This window comes from Hahella sp. HN01 (genome assembly GCF_018986435.1).
GTDB lineage: Bacteria > Pseudomonadota > Gammaproteobacteria > Pseudomonadales > Oleiphilaceae > Hahella.
In genome coordinates, this window is sequence record NZ_JAHMIN010000028.1 from 55,194 (window position 1) to 79,255 (window position 24,062).

The window sequence follows — 24,062 nt, forward strand, 5'->3', positions numbered from 1 at the left end:
CATGCCAACGCTGTTTATTTCCGATCTACATCTGGAAGTGGAAAAACCGGAACTCACCCGGTTTTTCTTTAATTTTCTGGACAAAATAGCTCCGAATGCAGACGCTCTGTATATACTCGGAGACTTCTTCGAGGTCTGGGTAGGCGATGACGAGCAGACCGCTCTGCAAGTAGAGGTGGCGCAACGGCTTCACAGACTGGCGGAAGCCGGAACTTGCATCTATCTCATGCATGGCAATCGCGACTTCCTCATTGGCGACACCTATGCCAAGCAATGTGGCGCCACCCTGCTGGAAGAGCCTCATTCCCTTGATCTGTATGGAGTCCCGTCATTACTTATGCATGGCGACTCGCTTTGCACTTTGGACGCCGCCTACCAGAAGGCTCGCGCCACATTTCGCAATCCAGCCTTTCAGTCGCAGTTTCTTTCACGCCCCCTGGATCAACGCCAATTAACAGCCCGCCAAATGCGGCAGATCAGCATGGCGAAGAACCAAGGAAAAGCGGAAGAAATTATGGATGTCGCGCCGGACGAGGTAATCAGCACCTTCAACACTTATAACATTGAGCTGTTGATTCACGGCCACACACATCGTCCCGACACACATCGTTATAACCTACTCCAAGGGGAAGTAAAGCGCATTGTTCTCGGCGACTGGGGAGACGAAACCTGGTATGGCAGAGCGGACGCAGATGGCTTCCAATTGCTGAACCTGAAAGCCGAGGATATAGCCTGACGCAAGCAGCGTCAGGCTCTCAACACTTTAAGCGGGAACACCGCTATGGAAGCGAAACTCCGAATCAGGCGAACGAATCAGATCCGCCTCCACTTCACGAACATACTCAATCCTGTCCGTTATATCGACAGGTGAACGCTCTTTGGCCAATTTCAGATAGTTTCTGTAATGCCGCCCTTCTGACTCAAGCAAGCCTCGATAAAAAGCAGCCAATTCTTCATCCAAATAGGGAACTAGTCGAGCGAATCGCTCGCAGGAACGCGCCTCTATAAACGCTCCTATGATTAGCATATCCACCAGTCTGTGCGGCTCGCCTTTACGAACGCAATCGCGCAACGCGGAAGCATAACGAGACGCGGTTTGCTTGCGATCAGACACGTTTCGCCCCTGCATGATTTTCACTACCTGCTCATAGTGGCGCAGCTCTTCACGCGCAAGCTTCGACATCCGCGTCGACAACTCAATATCCTCAGGATATCTGAACATCAATTGCAATGCTGAAGAGGCCGCCTTCTTCTCACACTGCGCATGATCCACCAGCAATAACGGCAGTTCCGCTGCAGCTTTACGCAACCATGCCTCGGGCGTTTCACAGCCTAAAAAGCTAACGATATCTTCAGGAGCCGATACAGACATATCCACTAGAGTTTCCGCACTAAAAGTCAAAATTAATCATCAAAATGTGAGCCGGGCAGTATACCAGAAATTCTCATATCCCCGCTCACCCGACTCACCAACAACACCATTTTCTATAAGCCGCTCACCCACCTACATTCACGAAAGTTTATTACGACCAATGGCTACATTTTTCAAATTTATATCGACTATCAACAGGGCTGATAGGGCGTTTGCTTAACTTTGCACTATCATTGGCATAGAATATTGCGTCTTTATATATGGAGCGAAGTAACCTCTCGCCCAATCAAAAACACCGCCCCATAAGGGCGGATACAGGAAATGATGAGGGTTCTACCGTGCTAGAAGCATATCGTAAACACGTTGAAGAACGAGCCGAACTAGGCGTCCCACCCAAGCCGCTTAATGCAGAGCAAATGGCAGGGTTGGTGGAGCTACTGAAAGCCCCCCCAGCCGGTGAGGAAGAAACGCTAGTAGACTTGTTGGAAAATCGCGTGCCCCCCGGCGTAGATGAAGCGGCATACGTTAAAGCCGGCTTCCTCACCGCCATCGTTAAAGGCGAAGCCCAATCCCCCCTGATCTCCAAGGAAAAAGCCGTTCAATTATTAGGCATGATGCAGGGCGGCTATAACATCTCCACACTGGTTGAACTGCTGGATGACGCTTCTCTTGGACAACTTGTCGCAGAACAACTGAAATCTACGCTCCTGGTTTTCGATACTTTCCACGACATCAAAGAAAAAGCGGACGCAGGCAACGCCAACGCAAAAGCAGTCATGGACTCCTGGGCCAACGCAGAATGGTTCCTGCAAAAGCCCGAAGTGCCGAAGAGCATTGTCGCCACTGTTTTCAAAGTAACAGGCGAAACCAACACCGACGACCTTTCTCCTGCGCCTGACGCATGGTCGCGCCCGGACATCCCTCTGCATGCTAAAGCGATGTACAAAATGCCTCGCGAAGGCATTACCAATGCCGAGCAGCAGATTGAAGAACTGAAGAAGAAAGGCCACGAAGTCGCTTTCGTCGGCGACGTAGTGGGCACAGGCTCCTCCAGAAAGTCCGCCACCAACTCCGTACTTTGGTACATTGGCCGCGACATGCCAGGCGTGCCCAACAAGCGCACTGGCGGCATCTGTATTGGCGGAAAAATCGCTCCTATCTTCTTCAACACCATGGAAGATGCCGGAGCCCTGCCTTTTGAATGCGACGTATCCCAAATGAACATGGGCGACGTCATCGAAATTCTGCCCTTCGAAGGCAAGGTCAAGAATCACGAAACCGGTGAAGTCATCGGCGAATTCGAACTGAAATCAGACGTTCTACTGGACGAAGTTCGCGCAGGCGGACGTATTCCTCTGATTATCGGCCGCGGCCTGACCGACAAAGCTCGCGAAGCAATGGGCTTGGAGCCATCCAACGTATTCCGCCGCCCGCAAGCCGCCAGCGATTCTGGCAAAGGCTTCACTCTGGCCCAGAAAATGGTCGGAAAAGCCTGTGGCGTCGAAGGCGTACGCCCTGGCCAATACTGCGAACCTCGTATGACCACTGTCGGCTCTCAGGACACCACCGGGCCAATGACTCGCGATGAGCTGAAAGACCTGGCGTGCCTGGGCTTCTCCGCCGACCTGGTTATGCAGTCATTCTGTCACACCGCCGCCTATCCCAAGCCGGTTGACGTAGAAATGCAACACTCTCTGCCAGACTTCATCATGAACCGCGGCGGCGTGGCGTTGCGTCCTGGCGACGGCATCATTCACAGCTGGCTGAACCGCATGCTGCTGCCAGACACTGTCGGTACCGGCGGCGACTCTCACACCCGCTTCCCCATGGGCATCTCTTTCCCTGCAGGTTCAGGTCTGGTCGCTTTCGCCGCAGCCACTGGCGTCATGCCTTTGGATATGCCTGAATCAGTACTGGTTCGCTTCAAGGGCAAAATGCAGTCCGGCATTACTCTGCGCGATCTGGTTCACGCCATCCCCTATTACGCGATTCAGCAAGGCCTGCTGACCGTTGAAAAGAAAGGGAAGAAAAACATCTTCTCTGGTCGCGTACTGGAAATCGAAGGTCTGGAAAGCCTGACCGTCGAGCAAGCGTTCGAGCTTTCCGACGCATCGGCGGAGCGTTCCGCTGCAGGCTGCACCATCACCCTGTCTGAAGATTCTGTCGCCGAATACCTGCGCTCCAACATTGTTATGCTGCGCTGGATGATCGCGGAAGGCTACGGAGACGTCCGCACCATCGAGCGCCGAGCCAAAGCCATGGAAGAATGGCTGGCCAACCCAAGCCTGATGCGCGCTGACTCCGACGCCGAATACGCAGCGGTTATCGAAATCGATATGGATGAAATCAAAGAGCCTATCGTTTGCTGCCCGAACGATCCAGACGACGCCAAGAAGCTGTCTGACGTAGCAGGCGATAAAGTTGATGAAGTCTTCATCGGCTCTTGCATGACCAACATTGGCCACTTCCGCGCTGCCGGCAAACTGCTGGAGCAAAACAAAGACGCGCTGAAAACCCGATTCTGGATGTCTCCGCCCACCAAAATGGATCAGGCGCAGCTGATGGAAGAAGGTTACTACAACATTTACGGACGCAATGGCGTGCGCACAGAAATGCCAGGCTGCTCACTCTGCATGGGCAACCAGGCTCGCGTAGCCCCCGGCGTAACCGTACTGTCTACATCCACTCGTAACTTCCCCAACCGTTTGGGCGACGGCGCCAATGTCTACCTGACTTCCGCAGAACTGGCGGCGGTCGGGGCAGTATTGGGCCGCCTCCCTTCCGTTGAAGAGTACATGGACTATGCGAAAAATATCGACAGCATGGCTGGCGACATTTACCGCTACCTGAACTTCGACAAGATGGATGCATACACCGAGAAAGCAGCTAACGCGAAAGCGGAAGCCTAAAGCAAAACGCCCCGCAAATGCGGGGCGTTTTTTTATCATTCGCCATTCAAAACTCAAACAAACAGTTAACTAACCAATTTCGCCGCCAATTCCTGGGCAATCGTAGCCTGCACATCTTCCAACGACTTCTGCGCATCCACAACCAGAAAGCGCCCTGGGTCTTCAGCCACCCTCTTCATATAGCCTTCCTGAACACGGAAATAAAACTCCAGTTTCTCCTGCTCAAAACGATCCAAGGCGCCACGCTTTCTCGCTCTTGCCATCCCGGCCTCAGGATCAATACGCAATAACAGAGTAAGATCCGGCTTGAAGTCCGCCTGCACCATCTTTTCAAGGTCATGTATCATTTCCCAGGACAATCCACGTCCCCCACCCTGATAGGCATAAGTTGCATCGGTAAACCGGTCGCTCAACACATGCACACCCCGATCGATAGCTGGTCGAATCTTTTGCTCTAGGTGCTGAGCTCGCGCAGCGAACATAAGCAGTAATTCAGCCGTAGACGAGACTGTTTCCTCACGAGGGCGCAACAACAATTCTCTGACTTCTTCCGCCATCGGCGTACCGCCGGGCTCACGAGTCATCAACACCTCCTCTCCGCCCTCCTCTAAAATAGAACGAATGAAGTTGAGGTTAGTGGTCTTACCCGCCCCCTCGATACCTTCTACGGTAATGAACAACCCTTTCTTCAACGTTTGCCTCATTAAAATATCTAAACTTAAACCAAATTTAGCACGCCCAGCACCAACTCTCGATTACTGCGTTGAGCGATAATCTTCTCTGCGACGCAGCTGGTACTTCCTAACTGCTTTTACATGCGCTTCATGTGTTTTAGAAAATTCATGAGTACCGTCACCTCGCGCCACAAAATAAAGATCCCCCGTCTTCTCGGGGTGCAACGCGGCATGAATGGAGGCGCGCCCAGGCATAGCAATCGGTGTTGGCGGCAACCCTTTTATGACATAGGTATTGTAAGCCGTTGCTTCGCGCAAATCCTTGCGACGCAGATTTCCTTCATATTTATCACCCATGCCATAGATCACCGTGGGGTCTGTCTGTAGGCGCATCCCTTTCTCCAGCCGCAAAGTAAACACCCCGGAGATACGCCCTCGCTCACTATCCACGCTAGTTTCTTTTTCGACGATCGAAGCCAGTATCAACGCTTCGTAGGGAGTCGCCGCCGCACTCCAGGCGCTCTTGCGAGACCATTCATCTTCCAGAATACGCACCATCCGACGATGAGCCGTAGTCAGCAGATCAACATCTCGGGTCCCTTTTTTATAAAAATAGGTATCAGGAAACAGAAGACCTTCCGCATGCGGATAGTTCATGCCCAGCAATTTGGCGAGCTGAGCCGGATCTTGTGTATCGATGGTTTTTTCCAGTTTTGGATGGTTTTCCAGCTCACGCAGCACATCCTTCAGATTCCAGCCTTCGATGATAGTGAGCGCATAATTCAGAGTATTCCCGGAAGTCAGCAAGGCGAACAGCTCAATGGTATTCTTGCCAGGCTCAAGCAAATACTCGCCAGCCACTAGCTGCTTATCTTTTCGACTAAGCCGGCCGTACCAATAAAACCATTCAGCGCTTTCCAGCACGCCTTGCTCAGCCATCCTATCGGCAACTTTCCGCAAAGAATCGCCGCGCTTGACTTCAATTGTAGTGGTGGCAGCCACCGGCAAGGGCTGCAATAACAAATAACGCCCGTAATAGTATGCGCCGACGACAACTGCTGATGAGATAAGAAATACAGCAAGAAAGGTCTTGAGAACAAACTTTCTCAAGCTAAAACGGGATTTTTTGGTGGACTTTTTCTTGGAGTTCTTTGATGACACAGTCGATATTCAGTAATTTACCATCTAATTGATTAACCGGAATAACTCCCATCACACTATTGACCAAAGCCATCCCCTTGATTTTTTTCAATTTTGCCTGAGCAATATCCGCCTCATCAATATGCAAACCCCACTCAGGTGCATTGTTAAGGATATATTGTCTCAGCACGCCCTTCACCCCCGATCGCGCCAATGTCGGTGTGAAGATTCTACCCTCATCCCAGAGAAAGATATTCGTCCGAGTCCCTTCAACTAAACGCCCAGAAGCATCAAACATCAATCCTTCGAACGCCCGCCCATCAAGCTCAACGGACGCAAGCACTTGCTCCAGGCGATTAAGGTGCTTAAGTCCCGCGTACGAGCCATATTCCACAGCCTGCGATTTTAGAGTCCGCACACTGCCACCATACACTTGAATCGAGTCGACATCCGGCGCACTAAACAGGCCCAACACCTCCGCCGGTCGTTGCACCTTGGGCAGCGCATACCCTCTACCGCCAGCTCCTCGGGACACGATAATCTTCAATACACACTTGCAGCTCATATCTTTACTCTCTGCAAGCAGCTCATCCAATCGCGCCAGCAAAGAATCGCCGCTCACGCCATAGGGTATTCGCAATAGCTCACACCCCATCCGCAAACGCGCCAAGTGCTCATTCCATAAAACAGGGCGGCCATCTACCACAAGAATAGTCTCAAAGAGACCATCCCCGTAGGCCAACCCTCGATCGGCGATCGATATATGATCCGCTTTTTCACCATTCAACAGATACATGCATCAACCCAAAAAAAAAATCACAAACCCAAAAAGCAAAAAACCGCCCGCAAGGTTTACCTGCGAGCGGTTCTTCGGCTTGGTCTGAGAAGGTTACTTCTTATTGATTAGCCAAGATGTAGTCGATAGCGTCTTGAACAGTTGTGATCTTCTCTGCTTCTTCGTCTGGGATTTCGGTCTCGAATTCTTCTTCAAGCGCCATTACCAGCTCTACAGTATCCAGAGAGTCAGCACCGAGATCTTCAACGAACTTGGAAGTCAGTTGAACGTCGCCTTCTTTAACTCCCAACTGCTCACAAACAATCTTCTTAACGCGCTCTTCGACAGTACTCATAATTTCCTCACTCTTATTTCATAACCAAGCACTTAATCGCGTGCTAGTCTAGTTGAACCCTATTTAATTAATCAAGCTAAAGTTCACGCACCGCATAGCGCGGCGGCGCAAACTTAACCCATATACATGCCGCCGTTTACATGGATGGTCTCACCGGTAATATAGCCGGCGGCGTCAGAAACCAAAAATGAAGCCACTTCAGCAATTTCAGATGGCTTACCAAGGCGCTGCAAAGGAATAGCGCTCAGCAAGGCCTCTTTCTGGGCCTCAGGCAATTCGCTGGTCATATCCGTCTCGATAAAGCCAGGCGCAATCGCATTAACTGTAATCCCTCTAGCGCCAATTTCTTTTGCAAGAGAGCGCGTAAACCCTTCAATCCCCGCTTTGGCGGCGGCATAGTTTACCTGCCCCGCATTCCCCATTGAGGCAACCACGGAGCTAATATTGATAATTCTACCCCAACGCGCCTTCATCATGCTTTTCACTACCAGCTTGCTCATGCGAAAGACTGAACTCAAGTTGGTCTGAACCACTTGATCCCAGTCCTCATCTTTCATACGCATGATCAAGGTATCCCGGGTAATGCCTGCATTATTAATCAACACAGCCGGAGCGCCAAATTCTTCTTCAATTGACTTGAGGCACTGAGCAATGGATTCATCTGAAGCCACGTCCAACACTTTTCCCGCCCCCTTACCGATAGCGCTCAAGCGCTCGGTAATCGCCGCCGCGCCGGTTTCAGAGGTGGCCGTACCAATTGTGATATAACCCGCTTTCGCCAACGAGTCCGCAATGGCGCTGCCGATACCTCTGGAAGCACCAGTCACCAAGGCTACTTTATCCATTATGGGAGTCCTTCTATAACGCGTTCCAGACTTCTGCGTCTGATAGCGATTGAATGGAAGCGGCGCGATCAATTTTCTTAACCAGACCCGCCAAGACTTTGCCTGGACCGCACTCTACATAGCTGTCCACGCCTTCCTCACTCATATGTTGAACGCTCTGCGTCCACAAAACAGGAGAAAATAATTGTTTGATCAGATTGTCTTTGAGTTCGGCAAGATCATCGACAGACCTCGCCCCCACGTTCTGGACAACAGGTATAGACGGCTTGTTAAACGCCATAGAGCCGATATGCTCCGCCAATTGCTCCGCGGCCGGCCTCATCAGCGCACAATGGGAGGGCACACTTACAGCCAACTTCAATGCACGCTTCGCACCTTTCTCCTTGAGCGCCACAATAGCCCTTTCTACAGCAGACTCCGTTCCCGCTATAACCACTTGTCCCGGGCAGTTGAAATTCACAGCCTCAACGCACTCTCCGGCAGCCGCTTCGCGACAACCGTCAATCACGGCCTGGTCATCCAATCCTAAAATCGCAGCCATGGCCGTCGCTTGCCCTTCGACAGACTTCTGCATAAGTTGGCCACGCAACTGAACCAGCTTCACGCCCTCTTGCAGCCCAATGACGCCAGCGGCGACCAAGGCGCTATATTCACCAAGACTGTGGCCCGCCATAAAGGCAACGGAAGGATTCACTTTCTGCTGATATAGCCGCCATAGGGCGACACTAGCAGTCAGAATAGCAGGTTGCGTAATTTCGGTTTTATTGAGTTGATCTTCGGGCCCGTTTTGAGTTAAAGACCAGAGGTCATAACCCAAGGCGTCGGACGCCTCCTGAAATGTTTCGGCAATTGATGGAAACGCCTGATTGAGATCAGATAACATCCCAATGCTTTGCGACCCTTGCCCTGGAAATAAGATAGCAGTGTTCATCGGCTTAGAATACTCAAATACAGTTAAACGGAGTAATTAGATCAAAGTTGTATTACAACTTGCATCAGAGCGTCATATAAGCTCGTCAAGGCGGGCGTTTATCATCTCGGGCACACCTTTCTGCGCCTCAAAAATAGCCTGCTCCAGCGCACTAAGGAACCCTATCTCTCGTGCATTGCCATGACTTTTAATCACAGTCGCCTGAAGCCCAATTAGACTTGCACCGTTATGACGAGAGGGGTCCACTAAGTCGCGAAGTTTGCGAAACATTGGCAACGCAGCATATCCAACCAAACGACTGTACCAATTACGATCAAACACGCTTTTGACCATACCGATTATCAGCTCCACCACCCCTTCGCCAGCTTTCAGAGCAACATTGCCAACAAAGCCGTCACACACCACCACATCAGCAATGGTTTTAAATATATCCCCGCCTTCTACGTAGCCAATGTAGTTAACCGACTCACACTCCGCCAGCATACGGGAAGCCAGCCGCACCTGCTCATTCCCCTTGATTTCCTCTTCTCCCACATTCAGAAGCGCCACCCTCGGCTCAGGCTTACCTTCCAGAGCCTCAACCAAAGCGGACCCCATAAGGGCAAACTGGTACAAATGCTCAGCCGTGCAATCAACGTTGGCGCCCAAATCCAACACATAACAGCGATTTTTAGGCGATGGAATGCGCTTCACAATGGCGGGACGATCCACCCCAGGATGCGTTTTCAGAATCGATCTAGCCAACAGCATCAAGGCCCCGGTATTGCCCGCACTCACACAGGCATGAGCAGCCTTTTGCCGTACCAATGATAGCGCCACAGCCATAGAAGACTGCTGCTTTTTCCTAAGCGCATGACTGGGACGGTCATCCATACGGACAACGTCAGGAGCATGAACGATTGATATACGGGGAGAGGTAGGCTGATTGCGAAGCAGGCTTCTTAGCTCAGCTTCATCGCCAACCAAAATCAAACTTACGAAGGGATTATTTTTGATGCATTTTAATGCAGCAGGAATCACGATGGAGGGACCGAAGTCCCCACTCATCGTATCGACCGCAACTGTTATATTGCGTTCCAAGACAGGGCTTCTTAGTCCTGAGAAACCTCAACCACTTTCTTGCCACGATAGAATCCGTCTGGAGTAACGTGGTGACGACGATGCTTCTCGCCAGTAGTCGGGTCGATAGACAACGCCGCTGAAGACAATGCATCATGTGAACGACGCATGCCGCGACGTGAACGGGATTTACGATTCTGTTGAACAGCCATTGCAATTCTCCTGAGCTAGCTCTTTCGCTAAAACTAATAAAACAGGTCTACTTTTTTAACAGGTCGCCCAGCACCGAGAAAGGATTATCAGCCTTTGTCTCGGACGCCTGCCCCTTAATTTCGTTTAACTCACCGCTACAGTGCTCATCTTCATGATAAGCGAACATGGGCAAACTCAGCAGCAGCTCGTCTTCAATTGCCTGGAGCAGGTTAACCTCGCTCCCTTCCATAAGGACTGGCTCATAGGAACGCGGTAACTGATCTAACTCAGATTCGGAACCTAAAAAGGCGAAGGTAGTTTCACCGTTAATTTTCAGCCCAACCTCACCCAAACATCGCTGACAGGTTAATCTCGCCAAAGTAGAATATACAATATACGCTACTCTGGAGCCCTGCTCATCACGCCTAAAACGAGCCGACGCTTCAACCTGATCACTATCAGTTGCGCCACCGGCCAGTTGATCCGCATATCTGGGGAGTGCTTTAGCCAAAATAACCCCTTCAAGCGTGAGTTCTTTCTCACACATTTTGTAGGGATCTACCAATTCCGGAATACCAGGCTTTTTCATAAGCGCGCAATTCTAGTGATGCGCCCAAACAAAGTCAAAGAGATGATTGCAAAATCACGGAATTAAAGCGATAAAAGAGCCGCAAAACGATTATTCGCCCTGAATCACAAAGCTCACACTCCAAAAATGACGAATAAAAACACACCTCCTTCTATTATATTAGGCTCGACCTCTCCTTACCGGGCCGCACTGCTACAAAAACTAAACCTAAACTTCCAACAAGCCGCCCCATGCTTTGACGAAAGCACGACACCAAACAGCCACCCCAAAGATATAGCCATCAACTTCGCGAAAGAAAAAGCAGAAAGTCTCCGCAAACAGTTTCCAGACCACTTAATAATTGGCTCCGACCAAACAGCCGCACTTGACGGACAATTACTCAGAAAGCCAGGCGACAAAACCAACGCCATCAAACAATTGACCGCCTGCTCCGGAAAATCAGTAACCTTTTATAGCGGGGTAGCACTAATAAACACCAGACTCAACACCACAAGAACATGTGTTGACTGGCAAACCGTTTATTTCAGAGAGTTATCTAAAGAGGAAATCGAGCGCTACCTGGAGCTCGAAGAGCCTTACGACTGCGTTGGCAGCTTCAAAGTCGAAGGACTGGGGATTAGCTTATTTGAAAAAATAGAAGGAAAAGACCCCAACACACTCATTGGCCTCCCCCTAATCGACCTGATTACCCTACTCAAAAAAGAGGGGTTACGCATACCGTAACCCCTCTTTACATTGCAGCACTTACTTAAATTCAGGCAAAGCGCCCGACCATAACGTTAATGAAGCTGAGGCCCTGAGCCCAACACCGCCTGGGCCACACCTTTACCAACACTTACGCCCAGCTTCCCAAGCAGTTCATCAAATGGGTTGCGCTTCGGCGTATAGTTAATAAGCTTCTCCGCTTTCACAACTTCTCTGGCAACATAACCAGAACTGCCCAGACCATCAATCAATCCCAAGCCCAAGGCTTGTTCGCCACTCCAAATCATTCCGGAATATAGCAACGGATTATCTTTATGGATGCGATCGCCCCGACCTTTCTCAACCTGCTCAATAAACTGCTTATGCGTTGTATTCAACACACCCTGCCACAGCTCACGCTCATCCTCTTTTACTGGCACAAATGGATCCAAAAAGGACTTGTGCTCACCTGCGGTGAAGATTCGGCGCTCGACACCCAACTTATCCATCGCATCAACAAACCCAAAGCCGGATGCGGTCACACCAATAGACCCCACAAGACTCGCCTTATCAGCATAAATTTCATCCGCCGCGGCCGCGATGTAATAAGCCCCGCTAGCGCCGATATCCATAATCACCGCATACACTTTCTTATCTGGATGCTCACTCTTCAGGCGCCCGATCTCATCGTACACATAACCTGCCTGCACCGGGCTCCCACCTGGACTATTGATACGCAGGATAACCGCTTTAGCCGTCTCTTCTTCGAATGCATCCCTTAACGCAGACACGATGGCGTCCGCATTAGCTTCTTCAGTGGCCGCAATAACACCATTCACTTCAATGACAGCAGTATGAGGCTCTGTACGCGCAGCAACGTTTTTACCTACTCCCGGACTGAGAGCAATCACAATGAAAAACAAGTACAAAAAAGTCAGCGACTTAAAAAAGATCCCCCAACGACGCGCCTTGCGCTGCTCATTGAGAGAACTCATCACCATTTTTTCAATAAGACGCCACTCTTTTTGATTTCCTGGTTGCCCAGCAGATTCCTGCATAGCTTTATCTTCAGAATTTTCAAACATATTCGTTTTTACACACCTGCTAGCTTGGTCTTAACATCCATAGTCACAACTACAAGGCCATCACAGAAACAGTTTCTGTAATTCAGCCACATTATCCGCGACCGCTACCGGCCGATATTTTTGCAACCGGGAAACTTGATGAGCGCCATGAGACATTGCTATACGATCCATACCTAACCGCATAGCCATCTCCATATCGTATTCCGTATCCCCTACCATCACCGCCTCATGCGGCTGCAGCGAAAACTCATCCAACAACTCCTGCAACATGAGCGGATCTGGCTTGGAGCGTGTCTCGTCCGCACATCTGACAGCATCAAAGTAGTCACTCATATCCATCGCATTAAGCGCTCTATCCATACCACGTCGACTCTTACCCGTCGCAATCGCAGTCAGATATTTAGCATCACGCAAACCATCTAACATACTGATAACACCCGGATACAGTCCACTCCGGGTTATTTCAGCCAACAGAAATTGCGCCGAATACGCTTCTTTGAAGCCATCGACAAACATCTGATCTTCGACACCAAACAACTCGACAATCGCCTCAGACAGACCAAGCCCGATTATATTCTTGGCCGCCTCTCTTCCCGGAAAAGGCGCCTGCATTTTTTTACTGGCCACCTCCAGACAGTCCACAATATGAGAAGTGGAGTCAGCCAAAGTTCCATCCCAGTCGAATATCAGCAACTTATACATATGATTTAGACGTCAACTTCTCAGCGCAGGAGAATGATCCTCATCCCACTCACATACAATTTTTTGCTCTGGCCGATCAAGCCAACTCAAGCGCAACGAATAAGCATGCAGGCAGAGCCTTTTAACCCCCATATCCCGATAGACCTTATTCGTTTCTGAGTCGCAGTATTTGTCATCGCCGATAATGGGGTGTCCGGCAAATTTCGCATGCACACGAATCTGATGCGTTCTACCTGTAATTGGCTGCGCCTCAACCAAAGATCGCCCCGTCCCGGAATACAACACTCTAAAGCGCGTTTCACTGGCCTTGCCATCTTCACTAACACTCACCACACGCTCCCCTGAGCGCAGGACGTTCTTTTTCAACGGAGCGGTTATCACTGACTTGTGCTTGGGCCACTTACCACACACCCAAGCGTGATAGATCTTCTCAACCCTGCCCGTTTTCAACATATCATGAAACTGCACCAAGGCCCGGCGCTTTTTCGCCAATACCAAAACACCAGACGTATCGCGATCAAGTCTATGAGCCAACTCTAGAAAACGTAAGTCCTGGCGTGCAGCGCGAAGTATTTCAATGACGCCGAAGCTAACACCGCTTCCACCGTGTACCGCTACGCCGCACGGCTTATTTATAATAAGCAGTTCGTCATTCTCAAACAGCGTTGACTGCGAGACCAATTCAATCAAGCCAGCAGGTATGACAGGTTCTGAGTTATCGCTTTCCGATACTCGAATGGGAGGAATTCGAACCTGATCGCCATCTTTCAACTTTGTCTCGGGCTTGCATCGCCCTTTATTAACCCGCACCTCTCCCTTGCGAATTATTTTATATATCTTCCCCTTCGGTACGCCTTTCAACTCTCGCACCAGAAAGTTATCCAGGCGTTGTCCGTCAGACCCACTATCGATAGTAACAACTCGGGCGCCGACGCCGGCCCCGCCATCTAATTTAGTCACAAATATTTAACTCTGGCGTAAACCGCAAATATTCTTGGATAAAAACCGGACAAAACAAACGTGATTGAATGCCAGTGGTTTAACTGCTATATTTTCAAGGCGCTAACTCGGCGGAAAAAAGGTAGGCCATTTAGCATCCGAATAGCTGAGCGATGACATAACATCAGGCGCGAAGAGATTATACAGAGTTGAACACGGGTTATAAACCGAGCGTTGACTCCAAGCCTATATGCTGTAATCAGACTGGCAACCGATAAAACGGCGCCGAGAGACGCATATCCAGGCGGAACGAATTCCCGCGGTAGGGTCAATCACCTTCCCGCCCATCCTCTGATTATAAAAGAGGATGGAAAACTAGTGACGACACGGCGCACACATAGATAATGTACGGCTCGCACAATAGAGGCACAATCTGTAACTCTATGGTTGACCCGGATGATCCCATCCCATGGTCCACCAGCACACCTCCGCTGTGGCCTCACGCATCACCGTTCCGACTTGCTTAAGCGGTTTTTGGCGCCCACAGAACACTGAGTGGGACAAAAACATAAATGAAGCGAATGTTGATCAACGCAACTCAACCAGAGGAGTTGCGTGTAGCCCTCGTTGACGGACAAAAACTGTACGATCTGGACATTGAATCCGGCACCCGCGAGCAAAAAAAATCCAATATCTATAAAGGCAAAATTACCCGCATAGAGCCCAGCCTTGAGGCCGCCTTCGTAGACTTCGGCGCAGAGCGCCACGGCTTCCTGCCCCTGAAAGAAATTTCCCGCGAATACTTCAAGAGTCAGCCGCAAAAAGGCGGCAAGATGAACATCAAAGATTTGCTGCAGGAAGGCCAGGAAATAATCATCCAGGTGGACAAAGAAGAGCGCGGCAATAAAGGCGCAGCGCTCACGACGTTCATCAGCCTGGCTGGCCGCTATTTGGTGCTAATGCCGAACAACCCTCGTGCAGGCGGCATCTCTCGTCGCATTGAAGGCGATGATCGCGACCAATTGAAAGACGCCATGTCAGGCCTGACAGTTCCCAAAGATATGGGACTGATTATTCGCACTGCAGGCGTTGGCCGCTCCTCCAAAGAGCTGCAAAGAGATTTGGACTACCTGCTGCAATTCTGGGACTCCATCCGTCACGCATCGGATAGCAAGCCCGCGCCTTTCCTGATCTATCAGGAGAGCAACGTAGTTATCCGCGCCACCCGCGACTACTTGCGCCAGGATATTGGCGAGGTTCTGATCGACCACCCACAAGTACACCAGGACGCGCTTAACTTTGTAAAAGCGGTGATGCCAAACTTCGAAAACCGCATCAAGCTGTATCAGGATGACATCCCGCTATTCAATCGCTACCAGATTGAAAGCCAGATCGAAACCGCGTTCCAGAGAGAAGTAAAACTGCCATCAGGCGGCTCTATTGTTATCGACCCAACCGAGGCCCTGGTTTCCATCGATATCAACTCTGCTCGCGCCACCAAAGGCGGCGACATTGAAGAGACCGCGCTGCAAACCAACCTGGAAGCAGCGGACGAGATCGCACGCCAGCTACGCCTTCGCGACATCGGCGGCCTGATTGTTATCGACTTTATCGACATGACGCCCAACAAGAACCAGCGCGAGGTGGAGAACCGCCTAAAAGAAGCACTGGAGTTGGATCGCGCTCGCGTGCAAATCGGCAAAATTTCCCGCTTTGGCTTACTGGAAATGTCACGTCAGCGTTTGCGCCCATCATTAGGCGAAACCCGTAACGAGATGTGCCCCCGTTGTAAAGGCCAGGGTTCGATTCGTGGCGTGGAGTCTCTTGCGCTATCCGTCATGCGCCTGATTGAAGAGGAAGCATTTAAAGAGCGCACAGCTGAAGTTCGCGCAATCTGCCCTATCAGCGTCGCCACCTACCTGCTTAATGAAAAGCGCGAGAACCTGGCCAAAACGCAAAAGCGCCATGGCGTGAAAGTGATTGTAGTTCCCAACTCGCATATGGACACCCCTCACTTCGAAGTTCAGCGAATCCGGGACGATAACGCCAATGTTAGCGAGATCAGCTACAACGTTAAGCCTGAAATGGAAGAGAAAAACCCGGTTGAAAGCCTGTTGCACAAAGAAGTTGTACGCCAGGAAGCCGCGGTGAAAACCATTGTGCCAACCTCTACGCCTGCCGCTCCAAGCGAAGAAGTTGGCTTGCTGAAGCGCCTGCGTCAGAAAGTGTCAAAAATGTTCTCTGGCGAGAAGAAAGACAGCGACCTTAAAATCACGGTTGCAGAATCTCCGCAAACGTCACAAGACAAAGACGCCGGCCGCAGAAAAGTTAAAGTGCGTGATCGTCAAGATGGCCAACGCGACAATCAACGCCAGGACAACCGTCAAGCCGAATCCCGAGATGGCGGACAGGATAATCGTCGCGGCAACCGTGGCCGCAATGACGACCGCAACCAGCGCCGCAACGAACGCAACGAACGCAACGAACGTAACGACGGACAGAAAGATAGACGTCAACGAGATCGCGACCCCAGCAAGGGCGATACTCCACGCGAGCAAAGAGGCCGCAACGAATCAGCGAAAGCAGACTCAGGCAGCCAGGAAAAGTCGGAGTTTAGTCGTCCAAGACGCGACCGCTCCTCCGGCAAGCCAGTTCCCCGCCCACAGCGTCAGGACAGACCTGAGCGCCAAGACAAGCCTGAAACTCAGGAGAAAGTGGCCGAAGAGACTGCAGAACGTCGCACTCCCGTCGTAGCCACTAACGTCACAGACGAGCCCGTAAAGTCTGAAATCGCCAAAGAAGTATGGAACAAATCTGTTGAAGCAATCGCTGAAGTAGAAACCACCGACAAAGCTCGCCCATCGCAACCAAAGACGGAAGAGAAAGGCGCAGCGCCTACTCAGCAGTCAGCACAGTCCAGTGACGCTGTCGAGCCTGGCAAAGCGCCACAGGAGCGCGCTTCAGAGCAGCCGGCGAAACAGCTCGATGCAGACACACGTCAACGCAAGGATGATGGTGCAGAAGTCAAACAGCAGAGCGAAGGCGAGCAGGAAAAACCTGCGCGCAGAGGCCGTGCGGAAAACGACCCTCGCAACAAAACACGCCGCCCCAAGCGTGAGGCTGCGGAAGCTAAATCAGAGGAAGCGCCCAAAGAGAGTCAGGTAGAGAAGCCTGTAGCACGAGCAAAAGCAAGTGCGCCAGAGGCGGACAGCATCTCTGCAGAAGCCAAGAGCAAGGAAGACAAGAAAGAGGAGAGCGTAGCTAAACCTGCTGTTGAGCAACCAAAGAAAGAGGCACCCACAGAGGCCAAGCCAGACACAGCGACGGTAGCGGATAAAAGTGCAGACAAAGCGGCGCCAGCGCCAACTGCCGAGAAGAAACATTCCGACAAACCAGCTACAACTGCAGCAGAGTCCGAAGAGGAGCCTAAGCGAGCCTTCAACGATCCTCGAGAGGTGCGCAAGCGCATACAGGCTCAGAAGACTCAAACCAGCAATAACTCGGCAGGCGCTTCCGCCCCCCAGCCAATGGCGGCCCCAAAAGCTCCCGAAGCGGCAACCATCGAATCCAAGATGGAAGCGAAAGAGCCTGAGCAGCCCCAAAAAGCGCCGGTGGCGGAGAAACCTCGCGAGGAGGCTGAACCTCCCAAGAGCGCTCCCAGCGCCCCGGAGGCGACTGTCGCTGACGTAAAGGCTGAAGACAAACCTTCATCTCAGGACAGCAAGGCTTCACAAGCCTAAGCTGGCCATAGCTGGCACAATACGCCGACGGCAGGCTGCAACGCCTGCCGTCGGCGTCTCGCTTTTTGCTCCCAGGTTCCGACCGAGACACAGCGAAAACCGTTATAAACGGAGCGCTTATGTCAGTGCAAAATGCGGATATTAATACTTCACATTTTTGCTGTAGCATCCGCTATCGGCATAAATTAGACTGATTCAAAGCGTCCTCTAAGGAACCCGTCATGCAATCCGAAGCTTTTCCCTTTACCTCCCAGGAAATCGACCATCTTGAGTCACTGTTGTTCGACAACGATCAAGAAGAAGAAAACCTGGATCTATTTGGGATTCACGGTCTCTTGAGCGCATTTGCCGTTGGTCCGGCGGACGCGGACGTCAATGAGTGGCTACGCCTTATCCTCGACGGCTCCTGCCAACTGGAGAGCCAAGAGCTTGAGGAAATCAAACAAGCCATTCTGAGACTGTTTAAGCACATCGAGCAGCAACTTCACAGCGAGGAAAACGTCTCTGTGCCAGAGGAAATCTTTGACGACGAAGACGCTCTCGCTAACTGGTCTGCTGGATTTATTGAAGGCTTCCTGAGCAATGAAAAGCTGTGGTTTGAAGGCTACGACGAAGCCGCGGTGGCGTCATTGCTGCTTCCTATGATGGCGCACTCCGAACTCTTCGAGGATGAAGACTTCGAGGACATAAAACACAATGACAAACTGATGGCGGAAATGGCGGACCAGATCCCAGAGAATCTGACCGATCTATACCTGCTCTATCACGCAAAGCAATAAGCTTGTTTTCAGGCAGCTCTCAAACCTTATTGAGGGCTGCGCTACCTCAGAAATCGAATCAGCAGTTCGTCTAATTTTCCCATCAAATAGACCATCAACCGACTATACCAGCCCATCTTATTCAGGGAGACCAAGGTTACCGCCCTGCTCTTTCTACGACACTGCTCGAAAAAGCCCGCCACTTGAGTCGTAAATTCTGCATTCCATACTTCCTGATTCGCTTCCAGATTCCAACGATACGTCCAATGATCAAGATTGAATGACCCAATCGAACACCAGTCGTCGCATATATACACCTTGGCATGAATAAACGTCGGCTGATATTCAAACAACTCCACCCCAGCTCGCAGCAAAGAACGATAATGGCGCCGCGCGGCGTAGGTTACCCCCGGATGATCACTCGTCAGCCCCGGAACAATAATCTGCACTTTAACGCCTTGTCGCGCCGCCCAACGCAGAGCGCGCCTGACCCGCCAAGACGTAACGAAATAAGGCGTAATGATCTGCAAACTTCCATGTGAGCGCTTAATGCGGCTCAGCAATTCACGCACGATGTCCTGCTTTCGCCACCCCCAACCAAAGGCGGCGCGCCCAGCCATTTCTCCACCTTTAACTGCCGCACGGCCCAAGGGGAGTATTATCTCGCTGCTTTCACGCCAGATTTCCCTAAAGCCCCTATCCCAGTCCGCCAACACCGGGCCCGAGATGGTCACAGCCACATCCAGCCAAGCCGGCTTGGCTTCTTGATCATTAGATTCGATAGTCTCTTCTGGCAAGGGCCCGCCCGGATCTGGAGTTTGCGGGAAAAAATCGTCCGTAATCCCAAAACCACCCACCAACGCCACCTCGCCATCCACTAACACCAGCTTGCGGTGATCTCTATGGAAGTTTCGAGTCCAACGTCGATAATTTATAGGGTTGTATGCAGCAACATGAATATTCGCCGGCAAGGCGTGAGATAAAAAGAGGTCGCGTAACACGGCGCGGGAACCGAAGTCGTCCAGCAGTAAAAATATCTGCACCCCACGATTCGACGCTTCTTCCAATAAGGCATACACCCATTGAAAGGCCCGCCCCCTCTCCATCAAATACATTTCAATAAATATGTAGTGACGAGCGGAGGAAAGCGCCTGATGCAGCGCATGCAGTATTTCAATATGCCCAATACTGAAACCGAAAGCGTTGTCTCCGACAACCTTGCATCTATCCATGAGAGTTCATTTATTGTCGAGCGCGCAAGACGTCAATGAGGCTAGGTAAAGATTGAGCCATCTTGGGAAATCGACCCAATTGACGCCAAGGCATCATAGCGCCGTGATAGTCGCTGCCTGCGGATTGCGCCAATCCAAGCTTTCCAGCCTCTTGCTGAATCCAGCCAAACTCGCCAGAGTTGATGTCGGGCACCGAGACCTCCACCGCATCTCCGCCGCAGGCTTTAATTTCCGCCATCAGACGCCGCAGTTTCGTAGCAGTCATTTTGTATTTGAAAGGATGCGCCAGAGAACTGTATCCCTTACTGCGCTTCACAGCGGTAAGAACTTCTTCCAGGTCCGGCCAATACAGCTTCACATCGCCAATTTTTCCTGCGCCCAGATATTTCTTGAAAGCCACATCGATTGATTCAACCGCCTCCATTTCCAGCAACGCCTGAGCAAAGTGCGGACGAGCCGGCACTCCACTTTCTGCAAACGTTTCCGCCCGGGCGTACAAATCAGCGATCTTTAGCTTTCTCTCCAGTTTATCGGCGATCACTCTGGCGCGATCCAAACGACGTGTTTTCTGCTTTTCCAACAGCGCAGCGACTTCACTGCCTTCCAGATCAAAATCAAACGCCAGCATATGTATCGTCATTCCCTGCCACAGGCATGAAAACTCCGTACCGGCAATCAACCTGATCCCCAGCGCCTTATCCAGTGACGCATCCATCAATGAGCGCATCCCTTCCACTGTATCGTGATCAGTAATTGCTAAAGTTGTCAGCCCCCGACTTACAGCTAGCTCCAGCAGCTCTGCTGGACTTCGGGAGCCATCCGAAGCGGTGGTGTGACAGTGAAGATCGAAGTCGTGATTGACAATCTGCATAAATGGTTACAAAACCCTAAAGTACAACGCTAGTAGAAAATACAGTATCATCTCGTCTAATTTAAGTTCTAATTAAAAAAGTTCTCCGCACGCCTAAACTTGCGTCATTGTGGGAGACAACAACGCCGACGGTCCTGACTGATCGTCGCCAAACGACACGGCTATCTATGAAACTGTTATTTGATTTTTTTCCGATCATTCTTTTTTTCGTGGTCTATAAAACGACTAACGATATCGTCACCGCCACCGCCGCGCTTATACCCGCCACCGCCGCACAAGTCGCCTTCTCCTGGTTTAAATACCGGAAAGTGGAAAAGATGCATTTATTCGCCCTTGTTATCGTCGTGATACTGGGGGGCGCAACGATTCTATTTAAAGACGACACATTTATTAAGTGGAAGCCCAGCGTAGTGTGCTGGTTGCTGGCCGTCGTATTTCTGATTGGCGGCTGGGTAAGCAAAAAGAACCTTTACCAGCGCATGATGGAGGCGAATATCAGCCTTCCGCAGCATGCATGGTCCAAACTGAATTATTCCTGGGTAATTTTTAATGCCCTATTGGGGGGACTCAACCTGTATGTCGCCTACCACTACACCCAAGACCAATGGGTTAATTTTAAGCTATTCGGCATGCTCGGTTTGTCCCTGGTTTTCGCATTGATGCAGGGCGTTTACATCAGCCGCCACATGGAAGAGGACGAGCCAGCGCCATCCGATAGCGCTACAGGTAATGGCGATAACAAGTCCTTTTAGTTAACAAAGAAACTTCCAACATACCTCAAAGAATCAAGAGTCGCACAATGCTCTACGTCATTTACGCAGAAGATAAAGCCAACAGCCTGGAAGACAGAATGCAGGCAAGACCAGACCACTTGCAGCGTCTGGAAACATTGAAAGAACAGGGCCGCCTCATCCTCGCCGGCCCCACTCCGCATGTTGACGCCATGGACCCGGGACCGGCCGGTTTCAGCGGAAGCGTGGTGATAGCGGAGTTCCCATCATTGGAAGACGCCAAAGCCTGGGCGGACGCAGACCCCTATATAAAAGCGGGCGTGTACGAGAAAGTCACCGTCAAGCCATTCAAAAAAGTATTGCCCTGAGAACAACCAAACGCTCTGGGCGCTTGCACTACCCTGTCGATATAGTTTAAAAAACATTCGACTAACACTGCCGCTATTTAAAGCGGGAGGCAGGGTCAACTCAAACTGAGACAATGATACAAATGCGCCCGGGCTTTCCAACAATGTCACCGCATACTACTTAGGAATAACAACGTGGGAAAAAAAGCGCTTTTATTAGCCGGTTTGCTAATTTCCTCATTTGCATTTGCAGATACGAAATACATTGACGACACCATGTACGCTCCGTTGAGAAGCGGTCAGGGACTAGAGTTTCGTATCGTTCACAAAGGCGTAAAAAGCGGCACGCCGGTGGAGCATCTGCAAACCAACGCCGAGTCTGGATACAGCCTTATCCGCACCCCTGAAGGCATTGAAGGCTGGCTGCCCACCCGCTTTTTGATCAATGAGCCTGTCGCCAGAGATAAGCTCAACAGAATGACTCAGCAATATACCGCGCTACAGCAGAAATTTAACGACCTGCAGAACGAATACAGCCAGATCAAAGGCGAAAACTCCAACCTCGGCGGCGCTCGGGAGCAACTGGAAAAGTCCAACAAAGAACTCCAATTGGAGCTTAGCAATATCAAACGCATTTCTGAGAACGCCATCGCTCTGGATACTCGTAATCGCGAACTTAGAGAAAGCAATGAGAAGCTGAAAAACGAAGTGGAATTGCTCTCTGCAGAAAATTTGCGCCTGAAAGACAGCGACGAGCGCGACAAGATGCTATTGGGCGGTGGACTGGTGTTGCTTGGGGTCATTATCGCCCTGATTGTCCCCATGTTTAAAAGAGAGAAGAAAGCCGGCTGGTAACGCTTATCTACCCCCTTCCCTGAAAACTCGTCCGCAATAACATCCGAGTATGTTTGCGGACGAGTGCTACACTATTCATATATAAGGAAGCAGACAAACGTTTGCTTTTTTATTAAAGCCTTTTATAACCGGATACTTTCATCACTATATTTTTTATATCACAGTGAGCTGAAAACGCGTCCGGAATAATGGAAGCGGGTGTGCTTGAAAGGGGGGAAAGGTTTTCATGCTATCAATATATAGTGCCTTGATTCAATAGCACATACCAAATGTTCTACCAATAGGCCAACTTATAACAAATCCAGCTTTGACAGGTCCTTTTTAGCAGCGTATAAAACTAAGGACCCAATAACAATAAGTGAGGCCGCGATGAGACTGACAACTATGCGCGATTACAGCGAGAAACGTGATTTCATCCGTATGAAAGTCGACTCAGAAATTGTGTTGACTATCGCCGACACTGGCAGAAGCTTAACAGGGGTTTGTAAAGACCTGAGTGGGGCAGGAATGTCCATCGAAATTGGTGAGCCGTTCGCCGAGGGCGCAGAATTTCAAACGTCCCTCCCCTCGTCCAACGAGGCATTTCCTTCTTTTGAGACCATCGTCCGAGTAATCAGATGTACGCCTGTATCTGAGGACAGATACGTCATAGGCGTAGAGATCACCAAGGTCGTCAATTGATATCCATGAAAGGCGTCACTCGACGCCTTTTTTGTTTCCTTTGGCTCAACTACTCTTGAGGCATACTTAGCTGCTCTGGAGATACAATCACGCCATTATTGTCTGCATAAATATAATGGCCGGGTTTAAATGTGACGCCGCCAAATGTAATGTCCACATTCAAATCGCCGATTCCCCTCTTATCCGTTTTCATGGGATGAGTACCTAATGCTTGAACGCCAAGATCAGTTTGGCGAATCACATCAACATCCCGGATGCATCCGTAGATAATGATCCCCTCCCATCCGTTGGCCGCTGCTTTCTCCGCCAGCATATCTCCCAATAGCGCCGCCCTTTTGGAGCCGCCACCGTCCACCACCATAACCTTACCATGCCCTGGTTGATCCACCTGCTGCTTGACGACAGAGTTATCCTCAAAACACTTAACCGTCACAATTTCTCCGCCAAATGAACTCCTGGCTCCGAAATTTTGAAACATTGGCTCAACCACTTTAACCAGCTGTGGATATGCGTCGCATAAATCTGGAGTGACATATTTCACTTATTAGTGCTCCCTATTTTTATGAAAGTGCAGAAGTATTATTAGAAGGTTTTTA

The 24,062-nt window shown here is 50.6% G+C and carries 25 protein-coding genes; 9 read left to right on the forward strand and 16 right to left on the reverse strand.

From position 1 onward, the window contains the following. Window position 1: 1 nt before the first annotated feature. The gene (locus KP814_RS23395) at window positions 2–736 is read left to right on the forward strand and encodes a UDP-2,3-diacylglucosamine diphosphatase (RefSeq protein ID WP_216739036.1); all 735 of its coding nucleotides are present in this window, start codon (window positions 2–4) and stop codon (window positions 734–736) included. Window positions 737–763: 27 nt separating this feature from the next. Here the strand turns inward: KP814_RS23395 and KP814_RS23400 are convergent, their stop codons facing one another. Next, on the reverse strand, window positions 764–1,372 hold the full coding sequence (locus KP814_RS23400; RefSeq protein WP_216739037.1) for a tRNA-(ms[2]io[6]A)-hydroxylase: 609 nt from the start codon (window positions 1,370–1,372) through the stop codon (window positions 764–766). A gap of 338 nt (window positions 1,373–1,710) precedes the next feature. On the opposite strand from KP814_RS23400, the gene acnB reads away from it, so the two are divergent. After that, window positions 1,711–4,281 carry a bifunctional aconitate hydratase 2/2-methylisocitrate dehydratase gene (gene acnB / locus KP814_RS23405; RefSeq protein ID WP_216739038.1) on the forward strand — a complete coding sequence of 857 codons (2,571 nt, stop codon included), beginning with the start codon at window positions 1,711–1,713 and terminating at the stop codon, window positions 4,279–4,281. A 65-nt stretch (window positions 4,282–4,346) separates the two neighbouring features. Here the strand turns inward: acnB and tmk are convergent, their stop codons facing one another. The 9 genes from tmk to KP814_RS23450 form a co-directional block, all read right to left on the reverse strand. Further along, window positions 4,347–4,985 (reverse strand): dTMP kinase, encoded by a 639-nt coding sequence (gene tmk, locus KP814_RS23410; RefSeq protein ID WP_371824084.1) that lies wholly within the window; start codon window positions 4,983–4,985, stop codon window positions 4,347–4,349. A 51-nt stretch (window positions 4,986–5,036) separates the two neighbouring features. Continuing rightward, window positions 5,037–6,116 (reverse strand): endolytic transglycosylase MltG, encoded by a 1,080-nt coding sequence (mltG, locus tag KP814_RS23415; RefSeq protein ID WP_371824085.1) that lies wholly within the window; start codon window positions 6,114–6,116, stop codon window positions 5,037–5,039. Then, complete coding sequence (gene pabC, locus KP814_RS23420; RefSeq protein WP_216739039.1) at window positions 6,067–6,891, reverse strand: aminodeoxychorismate lyase; 825 nt, start codon at window positions 6,889–6,891, stop codon at window positions 6,067–6,069. The genes mltG and pabC overlap by 50 nt, the downstream gene beginning before the upstream one ends. A gap of 100 nt (window positions 6,892–6,991) precedes the next feature. Next, window positions 6,992–7,225 (reverse strand): acyl carrier protein, encoded by a 234-nt coding sequence (gene acpP / locus KP814_RS23425; RefSeq protein ID WP_011396045.1) that lies wholly within the window; start codon window positions 7,223–7,225, stop codon window positions 6,992–6,994. A gap of 113 nt (window positions 7,226–7,338) precedes the next feature. Further along, the gene (gene fabG / locus KP814_RS23430; protein WP_216739040.1) at window positions 7,339–8,070 is read right to left on the reverse strand and encodes a 3-oxoacyl-ACP reductase FabG; all 732 of its coding nucleotides are present in this window, start codon (window positions 8,068–8,070) and stop codon (window positions 7,339–7,341) included. Between the two features lie 13 nt (window positions 8,071–8,083). Then, window positions 8,084–9,001 carry an ACP S-malonyltransferase gene (gene fabD, locus KP814_RS23435; protein WP_216739041.1) on the reverse strand — a complete coding sequence of 306 codons (918 nt, stop codon included), beginning with the start codon at window positions 8,999–9,001 and terminating at the stop codon, window positions 8,084–8,086. Window positions 9,002–9,073: 72 nt separating this feature from the next. Further along, window positions 9,074–10,081, reverse strand: coding sequence for a phosphate acyltransferase PlsX (gene plsX, locus KP814_RS23440; protein ID WP_216739042.1), 1,008 nt, complete (start codon window positions 10,079–10,081; stop codon window positions 9,074–9,076). 11 nt (window positions 10,082–10,092) lie between these two features. Beyond that, complete coding sequence (gene rpmF, locus KP814_RS23445; RefSeq protein ID WP_011396041.1) at window positions 10,093–10,272, reverse strand: 50S ribosomal protein L32; 180 nt, start codon at window positions 10,270–10,272, stop codon at window positions 10,093–10,095. Window positions 10,273–10,319: 47 nt separating this feature from the next. Beyond that, the gene (locus tag KP814_RS23450) at window positions 10,320–10,841 is read right to left on the reverse strand and encodes a YceD family protein (protein WP_216739043.1); all 522 of its coding nucleotides are present in this window, start codon (window positions 10,839–10,841) and stop codon (window positions 10,320–10,322) included. A 126-nt stretch (window positions 10,842–10,967) separates the two neighbouring features. On the opposite strand from KP814_RS23450, the gene KP814_RS23455 reads away from it, so the two are divergent. Further along, complete coding sequence (locus tag KP814_RS23455) at window positions 10,968–11,564, forward strand: nucleoside triphosphate pyrophosphatase (protein WP_216739044.1); 597 nt, start codon at window positions 10,968–10,970, stop codon at window positions 11,562–11,564. Window positions 11,565–11,620: 56 nt separating this feature from the next. Here KP814_RS23455 and sppA read toward each other — a convergent pair whose 3' ends face one another. Genes sppA through KP814_RS23470 form a run of 3 tightly spaced genes read right to left on the reverse strand, consistent with a single transcriptional unit; the run spans window position 11,621 to window position 14,272 of the window. Beyond that, window positions 11,621–12,610, reverse strand: coding sequence for a signal peptide peptidase SppA (sppA, locus tag KP814_RS23460; protein ID WP_216739045.1), 990 nt, complete (start codon window positions 12,608–12,610; stop codon window positions 11,621–11,623). 60 nt (window positions 12,611–12,670) lie between these two features. Further along, the gene (locus KP814_RS23465) at window positions 12,671–13,312 is read right to left on the reverse strand and encodes an HAD family hydrolase (protein WP_216739046.1); all 642 of its coding nucleotides are present in this window, start codon (window positions 13,310–13,312) and stop codon (window positions 12,671–12,673) included. A gap of 12 nt (window positions 13,313–13,324) precedes the next feature. Further along, window positions 13,325–14,272, reverse strand: coding sequence for an RluA family pseudouridine synthase (locus tag KP814_RS23470; RefSeq protein ID WP_216739047.1), 948 nt, complete (start codon window positions 14,270–14,272; stop codon window positions 13,325–13,327). A 551-nt stretch (window positions 14,273–14,823) separates the two neighbouring features. Between KP814_RS23470 and rne the strand changes: the two genes are divergently transcribed. Beyond that, entirely contained in the window at window positions 14,824–17,991 is a 3,168-nt protein-coding gene (gene rne, locus KP814_RS23475) for a ribonuclease E (RefSeq protein ID WP_216739048.1), read from the forward strand. Between the two features lie 221 nt (window positions 17,992–18,212). Beyond that, entirely contained in the window at window positions 18,213–18,770 is a 558-nt protein-coding gene (locus tag KP814_RS23480) for a YecA family protein (protein WP_216739049.1), read from the forward strand. A gap of 41 nt (window positions 18,771–18,811) precedes the next feature. On the opposite strand, the gene KP814_RS23485 is transcribed toward KP814_RS23480, so the two are convergent. Then, window positions 18,812–19,981: a phosphatidylserine/phosphatidylglycerophosphate/cardiolipin synthase family protein gene (locus KP814_RS23485; protein ID WP_216739050.1), complete on the reverse strand. Its 1,170-nt coding sequence runs from the start codon at window positions 19,979–19,981 to the stop codon at window positions 18,812–18,814. A 10-nt stretch (window positions 19,982–19,991) separates the two neighbouring features. Beyond that, window positions 19,992–20,852, reverse strand: coding sequence for a PHP domain-containing protein (locus KP814_RS23490; RefSeq protein ID WP_216739051.1), 861 nt, complete (start codon window positions 20,850–20,852; stop codon window positions 19,992–19,994). Window positions 20,853–21,019: 167 nt separating this feature from the next. Here KP814_RS23490 and KP814_RS23495 point away from each other — a divergent pair, with 167 nt between their 5' ends. From KP814_RS23495 to KP814_RS23510, 4 genes are all read left to right on the forward strand, one after another. After that, window positions 21,020–21,604 (forward strand): septation protein A, encoded by a 585-nt coding sequence (locus KP814_RS23495; RefSeq protein WP_216739052.1) that lies wholly within the window; start codon window positions 21,020–21,022, stop codon window positions 21,602–21,604. Window positions 21,605–21,651: 47 nt separating this feature from the next. Continuing rightward, window positions 21,652–21,951, forward strand: a complete 300-nt coding sequence (locus KP814_RS23500) for a YciI family protein (RefSeq protein WP_216739053.1) — start codon at window positions 21,652–21,654, stop codon at window positions 21,949–21,951. A gap of 174 nt (window positions 21,952–22,125) precedes the next feature. Continuing rightward, window positions 22,126–22,785, forward strand: a complete 660-nt coding sequence (locus KP814_RS23505; protein ID WP_216739054.1) for a TIGR04211 family SH3 domain-containing protein — start codon at window positions 22,126–22,128, stop codon at window positions 22,783–22,785. Window positions 22,786–23,154: 369 nt separating this feature from the next. Continuing rightward, the gene (locus tag KP814_RS23510) at window positions 23,155–23,466 is read left to right on the forward strand and encodes a PilZ domain-containing protein (protein ID WP_241567020.1); all 312 of its coding nucleotides are present in this window, start codon (window positions 23,155–23,157) and stop codon (window positions 23,464–23,466) included. A gap of 49 nt (window positions 23,467–23,515) precedes the next feature. On the opposite strand, the gene rraA is transcribed toward KP814_RS23510, so the two are convergent. Further along, entirely contained in the window at window positions 23,516–24,007 is a 492-nt protein-coding gene (gene rraA / locus KP814_RS23515; protein WP_216739055.1) for a ribonuclease E activity regulator RraA, read from the reverse strand. Window positions 24,008–24,062 lie beyond the last annotated feature (55 nt).

Excerpts from the sequence above, each read along its gene's own strand:
- KP814_RS23395 (WP_216739036.1), top strand. The coding sequence starts at position 2 with ATGCCAACGCTGTTTATTTCCGATCTACATCTGGAAGTGGAAAAACCG.
- KP814_RS23400 (WP_216739037.1), bottom strand. The coding sequence starts at position 1,372 with ATGTCTGTATCGGCTCCTGAAGATATCGTTAGCTTTTTAGGCTGTGAA.
- tmk (WP_371824084.1), bottom strand. The coding sequence starts at position 4,985 with ATGAGGCAAACGTTGAAGAAAGGGTTGTTCATTACCGTAGAAGGTATC.
- pabC (WP_216739039.1), bottom strand. The coding sequence starts at position 6,891 with ATGTATCTGTTGAATGGTGAAAAAGCGGATCATATATCGATCGCCGAT.
- acpP (WP_011396045.1), bottom strand. The coding sequence starts at position 7,225 with ATGAGTACTGTCGAAGAGCGCGTTAAGAAGATTGTTTGTGAGCAGTTG.
- fabG (WP_216739040.1), bottom strand. The coding sequence starts at position 8,070 with ATGGATAAAGTAGCCTTGGTGACTGGTGCTTCCAGAGGTATCGGCAGC.
- fabD (WP_216739041.1), bottom strand. The coding sequence starts at position 9,001 with ATGAACACTGCTATCTTATTTCCAGGGCAAGGGTCGCAAAGCATTGGG.
- rpmF (WP_011396041.1), bottom strand. The coding sequence starts at position 10,272 with ATGGCTGTTCAACAGAATCGTAAATCCCGTTCACGTCGCGGCATGCGT.
- KP814_RS23450 (WP_216739043.1), bottom strand. The coding sequence starts at position 10,841 with ATGAAAAAGCCTGGTATTCCGGAATTGGTAGATCCCTACAAAATGTGT.
- KP814_RS23455 (WP_216739044.1), top strand. The coding sequence starts at position 10,968 with ATGACGAATAAAAACACACCTCCTTCTATTATATTAGGCTCGACCTCT.
- sppA (WP_216739045.1), bottom strand. The coding sequence starts at position 12,610 with ATGTTTGAAAATTCTGAAGATAAAGCTATGCAGGAATCTGCTGGGCAA.
- KP814_RS23465 (WP_216739046.1), bottom strand. The coding sequence starts at position 13,312 with ATGTATAAGTTGCTGATATTCGACTGGGATGGAACTTTGGCTGACTCC.
- rne (WP_216739048.1), top strand. The coding sequence starts at position 14,824 with ATGAAGCGAATGTTGATCAACGCAACTCAACCAGAGGAGTTGCGTGTA.
- KP814_RS23480 (WP_216739049.1), top strand. The coding sequence starts at position 18,213 with ATGCAATCCGAAGCTTTTCCCTTTACCTCCCAGGAAATCGACCATCTT.
- KP814_RS23485 (WP_216739050.1), bottom strand. The coding sequence starts at position 19,981 with ATGGATAGATGCAAGGTTGTCGGAGACAACGCTTTCGGTTTCAGTATT.
- KP814_RS23490 (WP_216739051.1), bottom strand. The coding sequence starts at position 20,852 with ATGCAGATTGTCAATCACGACTTCGATCTTCACTGTCACACCACCGCT.
- KP814_RS23495 (WP_216739052.1), top strand. The coding sequence starts at position 21,020 with ATGAAACTGTTATTTGATTTTTTTCCGATCATTCTTTTTTTCGTGGTC.
- KP814_RS23500 (WP_216739053.1), top strand. The coding sequence starts at position 21,652 with ATGCTCTACGTCATTTACGCAGAAGATAAAGCCAACAGCCTGGAAGAC.
- KP814_RS23510 (WP_241567020.1), top strand. The coding sequence starts at position 23,155 with ATGAGACTGACAACTATGCGCGATTACAGCGAGAAACGTGATTTCATC.